Annotated in this window: 19 protein-coding genes and 1 pseudogene; 10 read left to right on the top strand and 10 right to left on the bottom strand. The window is 61.4% G+C overall.

All coding sequences use genetic code 11. The features are described from left to right. Positions 1–1,728, top strand: a complete 1,728-nt coding sequence (locus ABSE61_RS09265; RefSeq protein WP_423870776.1) for an FAD-dependent oxidoreductase — start codon at positions 1–3, stop codon at positions 1,726–1,728. Between the two features lie 57 nt (positions 1,729–1,785). Beyond that, positions 1,786–2,583 (top strand): GntR family transcriptional regulator, encoded by a 798-nt coding sequence (locus tag ABSE61_RS09260; protein WP_423870885.1) that lies wholly within the window; start codon positions 1,786–1,788, stop codon positions 2,581–2,583. A 72-nt stretch (positions 2,584–2,655) separates the two neighbouring features. Here ABSE61_RS09260 and ABSE61_RS09255 read toward each other — a convergent pair whose 3' ends face one another. The 4 genes from ABSE61_RS09255 to ABSE61_RS09240 all read right to left on the bottom strand — a co-directional run bounded on the left by ABSE61_RS09255 (position 2,656) and on the right by ABSE61_RS09240 (position 5,341). Beyond that, entirely contained in the window at positions 2,656–3,138 is a 483-nt protein-coding gene (locus ABSE61_RS09255; RefSeq protein ID WP_423870775.1) for an EF-hand domain-containing protein, read from the bottom strand. Positions 3,139–3,292: 154 nt separating this feature from the next. Next, positions 3,293–4,000: a glutathione S-transferase N-terminal domain-containing protein gene (locus ABSE61_RS09250; protein WP_423870774.1), complete on the bottom strand. Its 708-nt coding sequence runs from the start codon at positions 3,998–4,000 to the stop codon at positions 3,293–3,295. 136 nt (positions 4,001–4,136) lie between these two features. Next, positions 4,137–5,090 (bottom strand): hypothetical protein, encoded by a 954-nt coding sequence (locus ABSE61_RS09245; protein WP_423870773.1) that lies wholly within the window; start codon positions 5,088–5,090, stop codon positions 4,137–4,139. Between the two features lie 26 nt (positions 5,091–5,116). Further along, positions 5,117–5,341, bottom strand: a complete 225-nt coding sequence (locus ABSE61_RS09240) for a hypothetical protein (protein ID WP_423870884.1) — start codon at positions 5,339–5,341, stop codon at positions 5,117–5,119. Between the two features lie 148 nt (positions 5,342–5,489). On the opposite strand from ABSE61_RS09240, the gene ABSE61_RS09235 reads away from it, so the two are divergent. Next, positions 5,490–5,729, top strand: coding sequence for a hypothetical protein (locus tag ABSE61_RS09235; protein WP_423870772.1), 240 nt, complete (start codon positions 5,490–5,492; stop codon positions 5,727–5,729). Then, positions 5,722–5,913, top strand: coding sequence for a hypothetical protein (locus ABSE61_RS09230; RefSeq protein WP_423870771.1), 192 nt, complete (start codon positions 5,722–5,724; stop codon positions 5,911–5,913). The genes ABSE61_RS09235 and ABSE61_RS09230 overlap by 8 nt, the downstream gene beginning before the upstream one ends. 10 nt (positions 5,914–5,923) lie before the next feature. On the opposite strand, the gene pgm is transcribed toward ABSE61_RS09230, so the two are convergent. After that, entirely contained in the window at positions 5,924–7,570 is a 1,647-nt protein-coding gene (gene pgm / locus ABSE61_RS09225) for a phosphoglucomutase (alpha-D-glucose-1,6-bisphosphate-dependent) (protein ID WP_423870770.1), read from the bottom strand. A 306-nt stretch (positions 7,571–7,876) separates the two neighbouring features. Between pgm and uvrB the strand changes: the two genes are divergently transcribed. Further along, positions 7,877–10,756, top strand: a complete 2,880-nt coding sequence (gene uvrB / locus ABSE61_RS09220) for an excinuclease ABC subunit UvrB (RefSeq protein ID WP_423870769.1) — start codon at positions 7,877–7,879, stop codon at positions 10,754–10,756. A 28-nt stretch (positions 10,757–10,784) separates the two neighbouring features. Here uvrB and ABSE61_RS09215 read toward each other — a convergent pair whose 3' ends face one another. The 3 genes from ABSE61_RS09215 to ABSE61_RS09205 all read right to left on the bottom strand — a co-directional run bounded on the left by ABSE61_RS09215 (position 10,785) and on the right by ABSE61_RS09205 (position 13,106). Continuing rightward, the gene (locus tag ABSE61_RS09215) at positions 10,785–11,885 is read right to left on the bottom strand and encodes a DUF2336 domain-containing protein (protein ID WP_423870768.1); all 1,101 of its coding nucleotides are present in this window, start codon (positions 11,883–11,885) and stop codon (positions 10,785–10,787) included. A gap of 309 nt (positions 11,886–12,194) precedes the next feature. Then, a complete protein-coding gene (locus tag ABSE61_RS09210; RefSeq protein ID WP_423870767.1) occupies positions 12,195–12,893 on the bottom strand; it encodes a hypothetical protein in 699 nt (232 codons plus the stop codon). A gap of 33 nt (positions 12,894–12,926) precedes the next feature. Further along, complete coding sequence (locus ABSE61_RS09205; RefSeq protein WP_423870766.1) at positions 12,927–13,106, bottom strand: hypothetical protein; 180 nt, start codon at positions 13,104–13,106, stop codon at positions 12,927–12,929. Between the two features lie 238 nt (positions 13,107–13,344). Here ABSE61_RS09205 and ABSE61_RS09200 point away from each other — a divergent pair, with 238 nt between their 5' ends. The 3 genes and pseudogenes from ABSE61_RS09200 to ABSE61_RS09190 all read left to right on the top strand — a co-directional run bounded on the left by ABSE61_RS09200 (position 13,345) and on the right by ABSE61_RS09190 (position 14,403). Then, positions 13,345–13,785, top strand: coding sequence for a DpnI domain-containing protein (locus ABSE61_RS09200; protein WP_423870765.1), 441 nt, complete (start codon positions 13,345–13,347; stop codon positions 13,783–13,785). Continuing rightward, positions 13,679–14,112, top strand: a pseudogene (locus ABSE61_RS09195) (DpnI domain-containing protein). The gene ABSE61_RS09200 and the pseudogene ABSE61_RS09195 overlap by 107 nt, the downstream one beginning before the upstream one ends. A 141-nt stretch (positions 14,113–14,253) precedes the next feature. Next, positions 14,254–14,403: a hypothetical protein gene (locus ABSE61_RS09190; RefSeq protein ID WP_423870764.1), complete on the top strand. Its 150-nt coding sequence runs from the start codon at positions 14,254–14,256 to the stop codon at positions 14,401–14,403. 169 nt (positions 14,404–14,572) lie between these two features. Here the strand turns inward: ABSE61_RS09190 and ABSE61_RS09185 are convergent, their stop codons facing one another. Together ABSE61_RS09185 and ABSE61_RS09180 are read right to left on the bottom strand one after the other, a co-directional pair. Then, positions 14,573–15,031, bottom strand: a complete 459-nt coding sequence (locus tag ABSE61_RS09185) for a YybH family protein (protein ID WP_423870763.1) — start codon at positions 15,029–15,031, stop codon at positions 14,573–14,575. A gap of 225 nt (positions 15,032–15,256) precedes the next feature. Next, the gene (locus ABSE61_RS09180; protein ID WP_423870762.1) at positions 15,257–16,393 is read right to left on the bottom strand and encodes a helix-turn-helix transcriptional regulator; all 1,137 of its coding nucleotides are present in this window, start codon (positions 16,391–16,393) and stop codon (positions 15,257–15,259) included. Between the two features lie 345 nt (positions 16,394–16,738). Here ABSE61_RS09180 and ABSE61_RS09175 point away from each other — a divergent pair, with 345 nt between their 5' ends. Both ABSE61_RS09175 and ABSE61_RS09170 read left to right on the top strand, forming a co-directional pair. After that, positions 16,739–16,930 carry a hypothetical protein gene (locus tag ABSE61_RS09175; RefSeq protein WP_423870761.1) on the top strand — a complete coding sequence of 64 codons (192 nt, stop codon included), beginning with the start codon at positions 16,739–16,741 and terminating at the stop codon, positions 16,928–16,930. A 176-nt stretch (positions 16,931–17,106) separates the two neighbouring features. Beyond that, entirely contained in the window at positions 17,107–17,517 is a 411-nt protein-coding gene (locus ABSE61_RS09170) for a hypothetical protein (protein ID WP_423870760.1), read from the top strand. Positions 17,518–18,208 lie beyond the last annotated feature (691 nt).

Genomic DNA, 18,208 nt, shown 5'->3' with positions numbered 1-18,208 from the left:
ATGCCTTTATCCGACGATCGCAGCTGGGACGGCGAGACCGATCTCCTGATCATCGGCGCCGGCGTGGCTGGAATGACGGCGGCTCTTGTCGGCACGCTGGAAGGATTACGAGTCGTGGTCTGCGAAAAGTCCGACATGGTCGGGGGAACGACGGCGACGTCCGCCGGCACGGTCTGGATTCCCGGCAGCCATCGGAGCAAAGCTGCCGGCGTACCGGATACGGTCGCCGCGGCCAGGATTTACCTCACGGGAATGTTGGGCGATGACGCATCGGACGAACGGCTGTCGGCCTATTTGTCCTCCGGACCGTCCGTCCTCGACTATCTCGAACGCAAGACCAGCGTCGTCTTCGTAGCCCCACCGGTCCATCCGGACTATCGAAATCTGCCGGGCGCAGCGATCGGTGGACGTGCACTTGGCGTGGTCCCGTTCGACGGACGAAAGCTCGGCAACGATTTCATCCGCGTTCGGCCACCACGCCGCGAGTTCCTGGTCCTCGGCGGCATGATGGTCGGCAAGAACGACATTCCGGCTTTGCTCAAGCCGTTTGGTTCGTGGGGCAACTTCAGGCACACGCTCGGTCTGCTGGCCCGGCAAGCCGGGGACCGGCTCACCTTCAAGCGCGGCACACGCCTGACCATGGGCAACGCGCTGGTGGCGCGGTTGCTCTATGACATCAGACGATTGGCCGTCGACATTAGATACGGGACTGCCTTGCAGGAATTGGTCAAAATCAGTGACGAGATCGTGGGCGCCATCCTGACCACGCCAACCGGCGCGCTCGCGCTGCGCGCCAGAAAGGGCATCGTGCTGGCGACCGGCGGGATCGGCTGGAGCGAGCAGCTTCGCGAGCGGTTCCTGCCCGAAAACACCCGCCGTTACTCGCTTGCCCCCGAAACCAACACCGGCGATGGCCTCCTCGCCGGTGAGCAAGCCTGCGGAAAGATCGACAGCAAATTGTACAGCCCAGCACTATGGATGCCGAGTTCGGTGATGAAACAGTTCGACGGTCATCTCTCGGTGTTCCCGCACATCATGCTGGATCGCGCCAAACCGGGCCTGCTGGCCGTCGGCGGCAACGGCCGGCGCTTCGTCAACGAGGCCAACTCGTATCACGACGTCGTCCAGGAAATGCTTCGTTCGAACAGCGTGCCCTGCTTTTTCGTCTGTGATCGTAGTTTCATCACCGATTTCGGGCTCGGCCTCGTTCATCCGGGAACGCGCGACCTGCGTCGTTTCATGGATGCCGGCTATTTGTTGGAAGGCGGGACGATTGCGGACCTTGCCAAAAAGATCGGCGTGGACGGCGAAGCGCTGGCGCAAACGATCGAGCGCTACAACGGCTACGCCGAAACCGGGGTTGACGAAGAGTTCGGCCGTGGAATGAGCGAACTTAACCGCTTCAACGGCGATCCGACGAACAAGCCGAACCCATGCCTGCGGAAAATCGAGACCGGCCCCTACTACGCGGTTGCGGTCTGGCCCTCGGACCTGGCGGGCGCTGTGGGCCTGCGCACGGACTCCCGTGCTCGCGTCCTGCAATCGAGCGGTGCGCCGCTCAAGGGATTATACGCAGCGGGAGCCGATGCCGCCTCGATCTTCAAGGGAACGTACCCCGGACCGGGAACGATGATCGGACCTGCCTTGGTCTTCGCCTGGCGGGCGGCCATGGACGCTGCCGGAGTCTTAGACAACCACTTGGACAACTACCCAACTCCGACGGATTGATCCGTGCGGGCGAGGGTTCGAACGTGTTAGATTGACGCGGATGAGAGGCTAAACGTGCTGACGAAAAGCCAGACCACAGAGACAATCGGAGAATCGGCGTATCGCCGGATACGCTCCGACATTATTTTTGGCGTTCTAGCGCCGGGTCAAAAGCTGAGGCTTGAACGCGTCAGCGAGAGCTATGGGATGTCCATCCCGACCCTGCGCGAGCTTTTGAACCGGATGTGCGCCGAAAGCCTCATCGTGGCCGAGGGCCAGCGCGGCTTCGAGGTTGCGCCGGTGTCAGCCGAGGATTTCCGGCAGGTTGCCGAGTTGCGACTGCTGCTCGAAAACCACGCGCTTGAGCAGTCCTACTCGTCAGGCGATCTCGATTGGGAAGGAAGAGTGGTTTCGGCGCACCACAAGCTGGGCGTCATGGAAAAGCGGATGCTGGCGGGGCAGCGCCAGGACCAGGAACTATGGAAGCAGTGCGACTGGGACTTCCACCATTCCCTCATCTCGGCCTGCGGGTCCAAAGTGCTGCTTGACGCGCATGCAGCCGCCTACGATCGCTATCTCCGCTATCAGATGATCGCCGTTGTATTCCGCGGAGAGATTGCCGCGCGTGAGCATCAGGCGTTGCTGGAGACTGCGCTTGCCCGCGACTGGAAGCGTGCGCAATCGATCATGGTTTCACATATCCGTGGATGCGTCGAACACGCGCTGAAGGAAGACAGCGCCGGTCTATTTGGCGGCGCACCCTTGTCGCAGCGGACACCGGCCGCAAAAGGCTCCGATGCGCAAGCATCCGGTCGCAAGCCAAAAAGAGCGCTTGCCGGAGCAGCGTCCACGCCGCTCCGCAAAGCCAAGGGTTGATGCGTCAGCAGGCCACCTGAAGCATGACCTGGAAAAGCCAGACAACGCTCGTGCGCACCTTTACGCACCGTCTCAGTGAAACCGGTCGCGTGGCCGTTCCTGTGGCCCGCCCGTCGGTTGCGGGGTAGTCGCCGCCTTCAATTCATCCGGCGTTACGCGGCAGTCGCCGTTCCTGTCGAAGCGCAGGATGAATACGCTCGGCTTTTCGACAAATTCCTTGCGCGAAATCTTGCCGTCCTGGTTCTCGTCGAAATAGCCGAAGTCGGCTTCGGCAAGACTGGGATCGGCTTTCTTGATCACTCCGAATTCCTGCGGGGTGAGAAAACCCTTGCGGCCTTTGTCGGCCGAGACGAACAGCTGCTCCATGAACTTCTTCCACTCGTCGCAGGTGAAGATGCCGTCGTGATTGGTGTCCCATACCGGCGGTCCATTGTTGAGCAGAGGGTCAGTACGAACAGCAGATTGAGCCAGAGCCAAAGACAGGCCGAGAGTGTTGCCGGTCACGAGCACGGCCAGGGTCACACCGATGCGAAGCGCAGAAATTCCGTCACGCAAGTTCTTGTCTCCTGTCGTCACACATGGGCTTGCAAGGATCGAAACACCTGACAAACGCGCTCGTCCTGCCGCGATGATCCATATTGGATGATCGTGGCAGGCTTGTCATCGACAGTGCACGCAAAGTTGCGTGTCGTGACCGGCTATTAAAAAGTTATTTTACAACCGCCGCCGTCTGCCCGAACAGAAGCTTGCGCTCTTCCTCGGTGCGGATCGCAGGCTGACCGAAGTTCGGATTGACGTCCTTGGCGAGCGCGTAAGCGCGCACCGTCGCCGGCCGCTCGCCGATGGCCTCAAGCCAGCGCTTGAGATGCGGGAACTGCTCGATGTCCTGCCCCTGATTCTTGTAAGGGACGACCCAGGGATAACAGGCCATGTCGGCGATCGAATATTGGCCGCCGATGAACTCGCGATCCGCGAGACGCTTGTTGAGCACGCCGTAGAGACGGTTGGTCTCGTTCACATAGCGGTCGATCGCGTATGGAATCTTGTCCTGCGCATAGTTGCGGAAGTGATGGTTCTGTCCGGCCATCGGTCCGAGCCCGCCCATCTGCCAGAACGTCCACTGGATCACGTCATAGCGGCTGTAGAGATCGGCATGCAGGAACTGGCCGGTCTTCTCGGCGAGATAGAGCAGCATCGCGCCGGATTCAAAGATCGAGATCGGCTTGGTCCCACCTTTGGGTTCGTGATCGACCAGCGCCGGAATCCGGTTGTTCGGTGCGATCGCCAGAAATTCCGGCTTGAACTGATCGCCCTTGCCGATGTTGATCGGGAAGATCTTGTACTTCAGCCCGGTCTCTTCGAGGAACATCGTGATCTTGTGACCGTTCGGTGTGGTCCAATAATACAGGTCGATCATCGCGGCGTTCCTTCCCGAAACATTTGAAAAAGATGCAACTGCATTTACTTCACCGCAAAGGCCGGCTCATGTCAATGACAGCCTTTGGCCATCGCAGCGATGTGAGGTGAGATGCGGCCCGGTATAAACCGAATGCTCACGGCACCGGCGTCACCGTAATCGTCCGCATATCGGTCGGGAGCAGATTTTGTTCCATGCCGCGAAACACCGTCCTCGAAGTCTCGGCGACCTTCAGCGTCATGCCGCCCTCGACCTCGAATTCGGCGCGCTTGTCGAAAGAGAACAGCATCGAACCGACGAGCTGCCGCACCCGATCCGGCGTGACGCTATCGCCGGAAGCCGCCAGCAAACCCCTCGCAAAGGATTGCATGAACTCGTCCATCGAGGCGGCATCGACGGAGGTGACGTTGACGAATTTGAGCCGCGCCGCATCGGCATCGACCAGTTCGAATCGTTCGGTCGATTTCAGCGCATCGCCGCCGAGCGGATTTTCCGCAGGCTTGGTCACTTGCCTGAATTCGCCGGGCTTCATCCCGGTATTCTGCGCCACCGCAAGCACCGCGAGCGCATCGATGTAAACCGACGCTGCGCCGCCGGCATCGACCTCGACCAGTTGCGACATCAATTGATCGAACAGCGCGCGCGATGCGGGCCGGCGGTCGAATTGCTCCACAAGCCCGCTCGCCGCACCACGCATCGCCGCTTTTGCCTCATCGAGATTGTCGATGCGCAACGGTTTGCCCGACGGATTCGTGCTGGCGCGGATCACCACATTCTCCAACACCTTCATGTAGGCGCGGCTCAGCGGCACACTCCGCGCATTGCCCTCGACGGTGGCATCACGCTGAACATACGAAATTCGAAATCCATCCGCCGTCTTCTGCTCGATGGTCAGTTCGCCGCGCGTCTTGATCACGGACGTCGCCGTTCCGTCGGGTCTCACCTCTTCGCTACGGGCCTCGGTCTCGACCATCCAGCGGCTGCCGACTTGCGGATCGTAGACCGGCTCGGCGGCGAACGCCGGCGCGATGTCGAACATCGCCATGGCCGCAACAACGCTCGCGAGCGCCCTGCCCGCGCCAACCCCCAAATATTCATTGTCCTGACCTCAACCACTCAGCTCAAACGGCCGTGCGCGCGCAGCCATTGCCTGCCGTCCTCGGTGACGACGACCATCGCGCCGGTGGCGCGGACGACATAACCGGAATCAACCGCATCCTCCCAGATCGTCAGCCGCGGGCATGACGTTCGCCAGGCCGCGATGACCTCCGAATAAGGCCGCGGTTCCCGGGCAATCCACTCGACCAGGTCAAGGACCAGCGAATCAGCCGCCTCTCCCACCATCGAATCGCTCCCGTTTGTGCAGCGCTTATATAGGCTGCGGAGCGGATTCCGGCCAATTTCTCCCGAAAGTGTGAACCAGTTCACACGTGTTCGGACCAAGGCATGGTTTTCTGATGCGTCTCGGATCAGCGGAGACGTGGCAGACATGACCCATGACGGTTTTCAAATTGAGGCTTTCGAAGCCGGCAAAGGGCTTTGGCACGCCAGGATCAGGCGCGAGGACTTTGAACCCGTCGTCATCGACGGCGTATCGTTTCCCGAGCTGGAGGTCGGATTCGCCTGGTCCGATGCGGAAGCGGCCATCGCCGACGCCAAGACCCGCATCAATTACCTCAACCGGCGATCGGTGACGTCAGAGCAAAAGCGGAAGTCTGCTCATGTATGACTCAAGAACCAACCCGTCGGCCTCCGTCCGGTCCAGCTGCCCCGATTGCGACGGCCAGCTTAAAGTGCTGCGTGTGATCGGCGGGCGTGCCGGCACCGAATACTGGACCATGCGGTGCACCGGCTGCGGCGGGATTCATCTCGATATCGTCAGTCCGACGCCAGCGCCGTCGTCGGCCGCGTAAGAGCAACGCCTTACTGCCTGAACGCGCGCGCGATGGCGCTTCGCGCCTCGTCCTGGATCTGGCGCAGGTGTTCCTCGCTGCGAAAACTCTCCGCATAGATCTTGTAGACGTCCTCGGTGCCCGAGGGCCGCGCCGCAAACCAGCCGTTGTCTGCCACGACCTTGATGCCGCCGAACGATTGCCCGTTGCCCGGCGCCGTTGTGAGCGTGGCACGCACGGGTTCGCCGCCCAATTGCTTGATCGCGAGTTTCTCGCCCGACAGCGTCTTGAACAGGCTTTTCTGTTGCGGCGTCGCCGGCGCATCGATCCGCGCATAGAACGGCACACCCAACTCCTTGGTCAGCGAATCGAACAGTTGGCTCGGGTCGCGCTTGGTCCGCGCGGTGATCTCGGCGGCGAGCAGCCCCATGATCAGGCCGTCCTTGTCTGTGGTCCACACCGATCCGTCCTTGCGCAGGAACGAAGCGCCCGCGCTCTCCTCGCCGGCAAAGCTGAAGCCGCCGCCGACCAGCCCATCGACGAACCATTTGAACCCGACCGGCGTCTCGACCACCTTGCGGCCGATCTTGCCCGCGACCCGGTCGATAATCGCGCTCGACACGATCGTTTTGCCAATCGCGCTGTCCTTGCGCCATTGCGGGCGATGCTCGAACAGGAACGCGATCGAGGCCGCCAGAAAATGGTTCGGATTCATCAGGCCGTTGGAGCGGGTGACGATGCCGTGGCGATCGGCGTCGGTGTCGTTGGCAAAGGCGATATCGAATTTGTCGCGCATGCCGATCAGTTGCGCCATCGCGTAAGGCGAGGAGCAATCCATCCGGATCTTGCCGTCCCAATCGAGCGTCATGAAGCGGAAGGTCGGATCGACCTCGTCGCGGATCAGCGTCGCGTTCAAACCGTAACGCTCGATGATCGGCTCCCAGTAGCGCACCGCCGCGCCGCCGAGCGGGTCGATGCCGATCTTGACGCTTGCGCTGCGGATCGCCTCCATGTCGAGCACATTGGCGAGATCGGCGACATAGGGCGTGATGTAATCGTAGCGGTGCACGCATGAGGCTTTGCGCGCGCGCTCGTAAGGAATCCGCTTGACGCCATCGAGATCGGTCTCGAGATAGCGGTTGGCGGCACGCTCGATCGCGCCGGTGATGTCGGTGTCGGCCGGGCCGCCATTCGGCGGGTTATATTTAAAGCCGCCATCTTCCGGCGGATTGTGCGAGGGCGTGACCACGACGCCGTCGGCAAAGCCCTCGGTTCGACCCTTATTGTAAGTGAGGATGGCGTGCGAGATCACCGGCGTCGGCGTATAGCCGTCATGCCGGTCGATCATCACCTCGACGCCATTGGCGGCGAACACTTCCAGCGCACTGGCCAGCGCCGGCTCGGCCAGCGCATGGGTGTCGATGCCGATGAACAGCGGCCCGGAAAGGTTTTTCTCGCAGCGGTGATCGCACAGCGCCTGGCTGATCGCCAGAATATGCGCCTCGTTGAAGGCGTCGTTGAGTGACGAGCCGCGATGGCCCGAGGTGCCGAACGCCACCCGCTGCGTCGCGATTTTGGGATCCGGCTTGCCGGCGAAATAGGCCGTCACCAGCCGTGGAATATTGGCGAGCATCGAAGGCTCGACGGGCTGACCGGCCTTGGGATTGATATCGGGCATGGGGGTCCTTGGAATTACCTTCGAGAAATTGAAGGAGAGTGTAGACAGGTCTTGTGCGTTCGTCATGGCCGGGCATAGCCGTTCGAAGAACGGCGTCGCTTCCGCTCGACTATGGCCCGGCCATCCACGTCTTCGTCGATCGATCGCGAGAAGTAAGACGTGGATGCCCGCGACACGCGCGGGCATGACGGGATCAAAAATGGGTCATACTGACAACTGCTGACAACGCAACGGGCCGTCGAGCGCGGGGTTCCGAAAGCGCCCATAACCCTTTTCTCGGCGGCGGACTCCCCCCATATTCCGGGCATGGCGAAGACTCCCACCTCCCCGAAAAAACCCGGCGACAAGACCCCCAAGTCGAAGGCTTCGAGGCCCGACGTCCAGCCGATCGGGCCCGCGCTGGCCGAACTGCTCAATCCAGCGATCAATCGCGGCGACGCCGGCATGGGATCCGGCACCGGCCTGCAGCCGCCGCCGGACAATTCCTGGGACCGCCGCGCCGGCGGCGAGGCAGCCGCGCATCGCGCCCGCGCCTCGACCAAGGGATTCGAGGAAGCCCCGCAAGCCAATTACGGCACCGCCGCCACCATTCCGACCCTCGATCCGGAACTGGCGCGGCAACTGGGCTTGCCGACCGCCGAGGATGACGAGGCGGCGCTCGCCCGCCCGCCGCGCAGCAAGATGGAGGCGCTCGGCGTGCAGGCGACGGCGGAAGCGCTGGAAGCGCTGATCCGCGACGGCCGTCCCGAATTCAAAGGCGACGACGGCGCGACGAAGATCTGGACGCCGCACCGACCGCCCCGCCCGGAGAAATCCGAAGGCGGCCAGCCATTCGTGATCAAGTCCGAATATGAGCCCAAGGGCGACCAGCCGACCGCGATCGCCGAACTGGTCGAAGGCATCAACCGCAACGACCGCACCCAGGTGCTGCTCGGCGTCACCGGTTCGGGCAAGACCTATACCATGGCCAAGGTGATCGAGGCCACGCAACGTCCTGCGCTGATCCTGGCGCCGAACAAGACGCTGGCCGCCCAGCTTTATGGCGAGTTCAAGAGCTTCTTCCCCGACAACGCGGTCGAGTATTTCGTCTCGTATTACGACTACTACCAGCCGGAAGCCTACGTCCCGCGCACCGACACCTATATCGAGAAGGATTCCTCGATCAACGAGCAGATCGACCGCATGCGCCATTCGGCGACGCGCGCGCTGCTGGAACGCGACGACGTCATCATCGTTGCCTCCGTCTCCTGCATCTACGGTATCGGCTCGGTCGAGACCTATACCGCGATGACGTTTGCGCTGAAGAAAGGCGAGCGCATCGACCAGCGACAACTGATCGCCGATCTCGTCGCGCTGCAGTACAAGCGCACGCAGGCCGATTTCACCCGCGGCACCTTCCGCGTCCGCGGCGACGTCATCGACATCTTCCCGGCGCACTACGAAGACCGCGCCTGGCGCGTGAATTTGTTTGGCGACACCGTGGAGAATATCGAGGAGTTCGACCCGCTCACCGGCCACAAGCAGGACGAGCTCGAATTCATCAAGATCTACGCCAATTCGCACTATGTGACGCCGCGGCCGACGCTGGTGCAGGCAATCAAGTCGATCAAGGGCGAGCTCAAGCTGCGCCTCGACCAGCTCAACAACCAGGGACGCCTCTTGGAAGCGCAGCGGCTCGAGCAGCGCACCACCTTCGATCTCGAAATGATGGAAGCCACGGGAAGCTGCGCCGGCATCGAGAACTATTCGCGCTATCTCACCGGACGCCGTCCGGGCGAGCCGCCGCCGACGCTGTTCGAATACGTGCCTGATAATGCACTGGTGTTCGCCGACGAAAGCCACGTCACCATTCCGCAGATCGGCGGCATGTTCCGCGGCGACTTCCGCCGCAAGGCGACGCTCGCCGAATACGGCTTCCGCCTGCCCTCCTGCATGGACAACCGGCCGCTGCGCTTCGAGGAATGGGACATGATGCGCCCGCAATCGGTCGCGGTGTCGGCGACGCCTTCGGGGTGGGAGTTGAACGAGAGCGGCGGCGTGTTTGTCGAGCAGGTGATCCGCCCCACGGGGCTGATCGATCCGCCCGTGGATATCCGGCCCGCCCGCACGCAGGTGGACGATCTCGTCGGCGAGGTCCGCGCGGTGGCGCAGAAAGGCTACCGCTCGCTGATCACGGTCTTGACCAAGCGCATGGCGGAAGACCTCACGGAATATCTGCACGAGCAGGGCATGCGCGTGCGCTACATGCACAGCGATATCGACACCATCGAGCGCATCGAGATCATCCGGGATTTGCGGTTGGGGGCGTTCGACGCGCTGGTCGGCATCAACCTGCTGCGCGAGGGCCTCGACATTCCCGAATGCGCGCTGGTCGCGATCCTCGATGCCGACAAGGAAGGTTTCCTGCGCAGCGAGACCTCGCTGATCCAGACCATCGGCCGCGCCGCGCGCAACGTCGACGGAAGGGTCATTCTCTATGCCGACCAGATGACCGGCTCGATGGAGCGTGCGATTGCGGAGACCGACCGCCGCCGCGAGAAGCAGGTCGAATACAACACCGCGCACGGCATCACGCCGGAGAGCATCAAGAAATCGATTGGCGACATCATGAACAGCGTCTATGAGCGCGACCATGTGCTGGTCGAGATCGGCGGCGGCGGCATGGCCGACGACGTGATCGCGATCGGGCACAATTTCGAGGCGGTGCTCGCCGATCTGGAAACACGGATGCGCGAAGCCGCGGCCGATCTGAATTTCGAGGAGGCCGCGCGCCTGCGCGACGAGGTCAAGCGTCTACGCGCCACCGAGATGGCGGTGGTCGACGATCCCACCATCAAGCAGCGCGGCGTCGCGTCGAAAGCCGGCGCTTATGCCGGCACCAAGAAATACGGCGAGGCCGCGAACTTGCCGGTCAGCGCCATGAAGAACAAAGGCGCGTCGTCCGCCGTCAAGGCGAGCCGCGGCGGCAAGACCGGCTCAAAGGTTCACAAACCGCATCTCGACGAAATGCACGGTCCGGAATCGCTGCCCTTCCGCCCGAGCGGCGCGCTGCCTGCCAAACCTTTCGGCGGCGACAGCCGGATCATCCAGCCCACCGACTCCCGCCAATCCGGTCCCGAGTTCGGCCCCTCGCCGCGCTCGACCGGCGGCGCGCCGGGACACCGGGGCGGCTGGAAGAAGCGGTAAGCCGCGGCGGGTGGAAGCAGCGGCAGACTTACTCGCTTTGCGCCGCCGTCTTCCAGCTTGTGGTGTCGTGCACCTGCCAGAAGCGCAGGGTTCGCTGGGCTGTCCTTGCCGATAATTTGCCGTAGTCCTTCGCTGCAATCTGAAGGACTTCATCGCCGATTTTTTGCTTTGCCGGACGATTGGACAAGATGCTTGCAACGGTCGACCAGCCCAATCCGGCCGCCTTGCAGGGAATAAGGATCAGGTCGGATCGCTGCCCTTCCAGCACCTTGGCCATCATCTGGGTAGGCACGCCATTGAACAGCGCCAGCGACGCAGCGACCTCGTCGAACTTCCGGGCAACAGAAAATTTGGTGATTGCTTCGTCGTCGAGTTCGAACTTTTTGTGGAGCAGCCCGACCAGCGTCTCCGCGCGAGTGAAGTCGGGTACATTTTGCTCGGCCGCGCCCGCGATCGCCCTGATGACCCGCTGAATCTCTTCCCGCAGTTCTGGCGGCGCCAGCGACATCAGTCGTTCCCGCACCGCGTCGGTGGCGCGCTTCAGCAAGTCACGCAGATATCTGACAGGCAGATCGACGCGCAGACCAAGGATTTCGATCAGTTCGGAATCCGCTTCGGAACGCGCCACAATTTTCGAGTAGCCGGTATCTGAAAAGCGTGCGCTGGCGTTGTTGGCGAGCTTGCGAATGACCTTGCCTTCACCACGGTCGACGATCACGTCGGTAACGGCTTCCGGAAGGTCAGTCCGGCCTGAAATGGCTAGCAGATGTTCCTGTCCTTTGCTGCTCGCAATCTCCACGAGGTCAGTGGTCCTCAAGCGGCTCGAGGTGGCCAGCACGCTTCCGGCTACCGCGATCTCGTTGTCCCGGGCGAGGTTTTGGATGACTTCGAACGGGGCGTAGTCGACCGGCGCCAGACGCGCGCCGAGTTCGGCTCTTGCCCGGCTCTCGACCCGGGTGACGAGAAGACACAAAACTTCGTCGAAGACCTTGACCTGATCCTCGCTCAGGCGTTCTCCGCCGTTCAGAAACAGATCGGTTACCTGTCGAAGGGTCGCGATGCGCTTGTCCGACGAACCGCTTCTGACGGCATCTTCGAGCTCGGCGATAAGGGAGTTCGGTTGCAACACGAGATGCTCACTTTGGTGGGCGGCAGCAATCTTCTCAAACTACCGAGCTTAGGTAACGAACCTCTGAAGACGGCAGTCGGATTTCGGCAAAATCGAGCCAACCGCGTCCATACGGCTTCTGCGGTTGCGGGATTATCCCGTGAAAATACGTATAAAAGGCGCTGGCCTGGGGCGCGCGCAGCCTCGCCGGACGACTCTTCGACGAGATCGATCGCGTCGGCGTCATGTGATTCGCGCACAGCCGGAAGCACGCTCATTCGATGAGAGGAGCTTAAGCCGGCCGACGTCCCAGAGGGCTGTAGGCGCGAACTATTGCGCCGACGACAGGCGGGCCACCTGGCGTCCGCCGTTCATCTCTTTCAGGCGATTGACGTAGTTCTCCGGCCGCAGCCAGCGGCTGGGAGTTTTCAATCCCATATAGCTCGCGATGTCGCCGATGAACGAGGTGCAATTGAACGTTTCGGCGTTCCAGACCGGCGAACTCGCCTGCAACTTCTTGATATAGGCGAACACCCGCTTGGCGTCCGCTTCGTTCAGATAGACCCGGTAGTTCGCCGTCAGGTATTGCGGATCGAGATCGCCGTAGCTTGCCCCGGTCTCGGACGGCACCAGCGTCATGTAACCCAGGACGTATTCGACCTCGTCGCCCTTGGGGGTGAGGCCCGCGACCTCGACCTGCCGCTCGCTGGTCTTGCCGTACCAGACAAAGGCATGTCCCCAGCTCGCCGCCGTTCTGGCGCGGAAGTCGACGTAGTACGGACCTTTGGCCGACGTGCGCTTTGCCGTCGACGGCGGCGCCGGCTTCGCTTCGGAAGTCACGTCACCCAGCGCCGTCGCCTCGGCGATGCGCTTGAAGGTTTTCTGGATATCGAAACCGTCCGATTCGCCGCGCGCATCGGCCGCCTGCGCAAAAGCCGACGGGGGATGGCACGCCAGCAAAGCCGCCAGCGCCAATCCCCCAATCAAGCCAAGTGCTGTTGGTCGAAATTTCGTCGGTCGGTTGGACACGCCTCGTCCTTCCACGCGATCCAGCGAAAGTGCTCAGTACCGCGCGGCGATGGGCGCCTTGCCGACCGGGCTCTTGCCGATCGGCGACTTGCCGATGGGTGCCTTGCCGACCGGCGCCGTCTGATAGACCGGCTGCGGGCGGGGCATGTCGGCGGCGCTGGCAGCAGCCACCATGGCAACGGTCAAACCCGCCGCAATCACGAACTTCATCATCTCAATCTCTCCTTTGCGAGGGACAACACAGGCAGCGATTCCTGTCTATCCCGGACACGCCGTGACCATCAACGTCGGATTGTGCCCAGAGTGCGGCAGATATGGCAGGATCACGAAATTGCGTCGCGCTGCGACCAATATGACACAGCGGGTTCCGTTGCTGCGGCGGGATTAACTCCCTCTCCCCACAGGCCTACCGAGCGCTGGCAATCCGAGCAAGTCAGGTTACGCTAACCCTATGAAACTCGGCTCCGAAGAGTCCCAAACAGCTTATTCCAGCGGCTCCGAAAGTGCCCGGATGTGGACGGAAGCATGGGTCAAGGCCTGGGCGGACTGCCCGCACTGCGGTCATACGACGATGTCGCAGTTTCCGAACAACAGTCTGGTCGCCGACTTTCTCTGCGGATCGTGCAGCGAGGAATTCGAGCTCAAGAGCCAGAAAGGAAAGTTCGGCACGAAGGTTGCTGATGGCGCCTACAAGACAAAATGTGAGCGCCTTGTTGCAAGCAACAACCCAAACCTGTTGCTGATGAACTACAATCTAAAATCGCTGGCGGTTCGTAAATCTTTTCATCGTTCCAAAGCACTTCTTCGTTCGCGACACCATCGAAGAACGCAAACCTCTCGCGGCAACCGCGCGCCGCGCCGGTTGGATCGGATCGAATATTCTGATCGGTAAAGTCCCTGAGGCCGGCAAGATTCACATCGTTCAGAACGGCGTCGTTCGTCCCAAGGAGGCTGTCCTTCAAGAATGGCAAAAAACGCTCTTTCTAAGAAATGAGTCTCTTGAGGCGCGCGGCTGGCTACTCGACGTCATGAAATGCGTCGAGTCTTTAGCCAAGCGCGAATTCACGCTCGACGAAGTTTATGGATTCGAGGTCGTCTTGGCGGCCTCTATCCCGGCAATCAAAACGTCAAACCAAAGATACGGCAACAGCTTCAATATTTGCGCGACCGCGGATTCGTCGAATTCGTATCTCGTGGTAATTATCGCTTGCGATCCTAGGAGACCCGCATGGCTTGGTTTCTTAACATCTACCGTTGCGACCGCTGCAATCGAATATGGACCGATGAATGGTCCTGCATGTGCGACGACGATTGTCCACATTGCGGGGCGCGGCCTATGTCGCCGTGCCATAGCGAGGACATGACCGAATTTATTGCGCGCGATGGCGACGAGTTTGTCGTTCTCCGCTCACCCGACACAGCCGAGCACGATCCAGATTATCGCGAGCTTGGCCGCTTTCCGACGCGCATCAAGGCCGAAGAGTTTCTCGCGTCATACCAAGTCGACTAACGGACGCATCTGGACCACTCGTCGTCATGCCCGGCCTTGTGACGGGCATCCACGTCTTTCTTTGCTGCGATCCGAAGACGTGGATGGCCGGGTCATAGGCGAGCGGAAGCGACGCCGTCCTTCAGGCGCCTATGCCAGGCCATGACCAAAGATGGGTCCAGTTCGGCCCTCACCACGCCTTCACCGGCCGGTTGGCGTGGCTGGTCTGCGGCACACCGCGGTTGAGCGACATATGGGAATGCGTGCAGAGCCAGCCATCAGCGTACTTCGAAAACACCATGGTGGCGCGGCCGGGCCGCGGAAACGGTTTGCCGCCCTCGTGATATCCCGTGCTGGTCCACGGCGCGATCACGATCGCCATCTTGCCGTCGGGCGACGCCAGCACCTCGGTATGTTCCAGCGTGAAACGGAAGTCGCTCGTCTTCGGCCAGACGTTGTCCCACTGCGTCTTGATCCATTGCTCGACGCCGGGAACGACGTCGTTGTGGGTGCCGAAGGCCAGCACGTCCGGATGGAATAGCGGCTTCGCGGAAGCGTAATCGACATCACGGACATACATGGAAAAAGTTTCCAGCCACTGCTGGAAGAAGCGCGTTGTCTCGGCGTTCGCGATCGGCAAGGAATCCACAGCCTGCTCCCTGTTCGTTGGTCTGAGGGCAGGAACCTTATTGCCATGAACGGAAGCGGGAACCAAGTTTCGAACGTAGCACGAGCGGTCCTATTTTCCGTCATTGCGAGGAGCGAAAGCGACAAAGCAATCCAGAGTCCTGTCGTCACCCCACTGGATTGCTTCGCTACGCTCGCAATGACGGCGGTTGCACGTGAAGTGGGTGCTCCCCTGCCGCGCGCTCCCTCAAACCGACAACGGGCTGACAAATCCGGCGACCAGCTTGACGAGATCGGCCTGCCGCGAAACGCGGGTCTTTTCATAGACACGGCTGAGATGGGTGCGCACCGTGGTCGGCGCGATGCCGAGCACGTCCGCAACCTCCGGCACGCCGCCGACCTCGACGATGGCAAACAGCACGCGCAGTTCGGCCATGGTCAGCTTGAAGGTTTGCGCGACGATTTCGGGCGGCGACGAGGTGGCGATGGCGGCCTTGTGGATGAAGACGGCCGCGACCGCGACGTTGTCCGAGGCGGCGCGCCGGCGCTTGCCGGAGGCGAGCGGTAGCACGTGGGCCACGTAAGTCTCGGCGGGATCGGCCGCGCTCGGCAGCGGCACGCCCCTGGCGCCTGCCGCCGAATCGCCCTGCGCCGCTGATGCGAAAATCGCCCGCAACTCGGCGCTGGTCCTGGCGTCGCCGGACACCAGCCGGCCGGCGGCGGCGCGCAGAATACAGCCCTCGTCCAGAATGGCGTGCGCGGCGACATTGGCATGCAGGATCTTGCCATCGCCATCGACCAGAATCACGCCGGCGCGCAGACCGTCCATCGCCTCCGTCAGCGACGCCGCCTCGTTCTGCTTGAGGTTGACGACCTTGGAAATCATCGCCGCGCGACGGATGTGCGGCGCGATCAGGCGCATGCGGCGGCGTGTCTCCTGATCGACAACGCCGTGCCGCTCATGCCGGAACACCCCGAACATCGCGGCCTTCGCCGCCGCCTTCTCCAGAAAGATACTGACGAAATCGACCAGCCCCTGCGGCTTTGCCCATTCCCGGTAGAAACGGGTCTTGAGGAATTCGTCGTAAGGAACGAGATCGGCCGTCGCTGCCGGCTCTTCGATGGCGGTGAAACAGCGCGGCGTCAGCGTCGGATTGAGCGAGACATATTTATCGAAATAGAGCTGCCGGTATTCCGGCGCGATTCCGCCGTCATCGAAAACTGCGTCGCCGCTGGTGTTAGCCGCATCGTTCCAGTAGATCGCCGATGCCTGCCCCTGCACGAAGCTCGTCGTCTTTTTCAGGGCGGCAGGCCACAGCGAACGGTCGAGCACCGTGTCGTAGATTTCGGCAATCACCTGAGACAGCTGCTCGCTTTCCTGCATATCCCTACATCCACAATTAATGGTTGCACGCGCAGCCCGGATCCTCAATCAGCGAAGTCTTCAACCGGAATCTGCTCGACTTAAAGCGCGACTTTAATCGCTTTGAAGCCAATGCGTCCTGCGCGGATTTGCGCTCAGTCGCTTATTCCGTCGGCAACCCGATCCGAGTCCCATTTTGTCTCAAATAGTTCCGGACCGTTGTGAACCAGATCACTCCTTGCCGGGACGAATCAAAGTACCAAGCCTCATCCAATTGGATGACGCTTTATCGGACCGCGCCGGGCTAGATCGCAAATCCGGCTGGGGCTTTTGGCAATCAGGCGTTTCAGGCACGAGGTTCAATTCATGCCAACACTTGTTTTGAGAGAAAATATTCCGCCCGTGGCCAGAGCGTCCGGAAAGCCGGCACGCCAAGCCAGTGAAGTGAAACCGGATCGATCGCTCGAAGGCGTCCTGATCTTCTCGGGCATCGGCGTTGCGCTGATGGTCGCGGCGATCGTCTTCCGGTGGCTGGAATTGCCCCCGCCTTATTTCTAGAGCTCCGATTCCGAAGTTCGCAAGGTATCGCGGCGACCTCTGATCGCCTCAAGCCGCAGCGATCCCGGTCAACGCCAATGTGTACGGCGCAATCTTTCGTAACGAAACGGTAAGCTGACAATCCGGCGCGCCGCCCCTAACGATTCTGAGCTAAGAATCAGCGGGGATATTTCATCGTGCCGATAGCGATGAGCGGACACATTGTTTCCGGACTTGGCGTTGCCGCCAATCTGCTCCATTTGCAAATGCCCTTGCTGCGCGGCTTTCTTCCCGACATCGAGAACTACAGGATCGGCACCATCAATGTGCAGCTCGATCATGCGCTCGATATCAAGATTCCGGATATCGTGACTCCGCCGCTGCAATGGGAGCCGAATTCGAGCGTCGGCGAGCGGTTCGGATTCACCAGCGTCAGGCTTGAGCTGGGCGAGAAGACGCACGAAGCCTGGGTCTATGGCGCCGAATTTTCGCCGCACCGTTTCAACTACACCGTCGTCGAGCTGCTCGCCCCTCCGATCGACGGGATTGCCAACGGCCTGCGCTGCACGCTGCATCTGGAGCGTTACACCGGCTATATCGTGATCTGACGTTTGTCCTTGACAGACGTTGTAAGGCCGTCAGCTAATTTGCAGGTGATTTGCCCGTCGTGCCAATGCGCCGCAGGCATATGAGATTGCGCCCGATCCCAAATCAGCCGCATCTTCCGCGCATCCCGCGCCACTTAACGAGGGGCGTTTCGCGATCGTCACGGACGTTGGGCGCGGGGAGCGATGGACGCTTGTGGCGCAAAAGACGAATGCGCCGCGAAGCGGACGGCGAAGTCGTGTGGTTCTGATTTCTCGACGCTGAAATCAACTGGCGATGATGCTTCGCATCACGCCGGGGACGGTGGCAAGAAAGCCCGATCACCGGGAAGAGCACGAAGCAAGCCGTTAAAACCATTCGCGCAGGGAATGCCGGAGTGTTTCGGCGAACCTGTGGTGACTTGCTTGCGTGCTTTTTTATTTTGCACGCAAGACTGCGGGTGCGCGTGATGCACCCGGCATTCCCTGCGCCCTCGGATTTGGAGGGGCGAATGATGATTCAAAACCCGGGCGTGATGACGCCACGGGAGGGTGGAAGTGCGAGCCGATATTTTTGGTCGTCCCGGACAAGCGAAGCGCGATCCGGGACCCATAACCACAGCCCTCAATGAGAGAGGGGAAACCGCCACAGCTCGGCGCCACCGCACCGCCCTGTGGTTATGGGTCCCCGCTCTCGTGCGCAATTGCGCACTGG

Origin of the sequence: Bradyrhizobium sp. (assembly GCF_049519115.1) — a bacterium.
Taxonomy (GTDB): domain Bacteria; phylum Pseudomonadota; class Alphaproteobacteria; order Rhizobiales; family Xanthobacteraceae; genus Bradyrhizobium.
The sequence above is the reverse complement of the archived record's forward strand: the minus strand, read 5'-3'. Positions and strand labels throughout refer to the sequence as shown.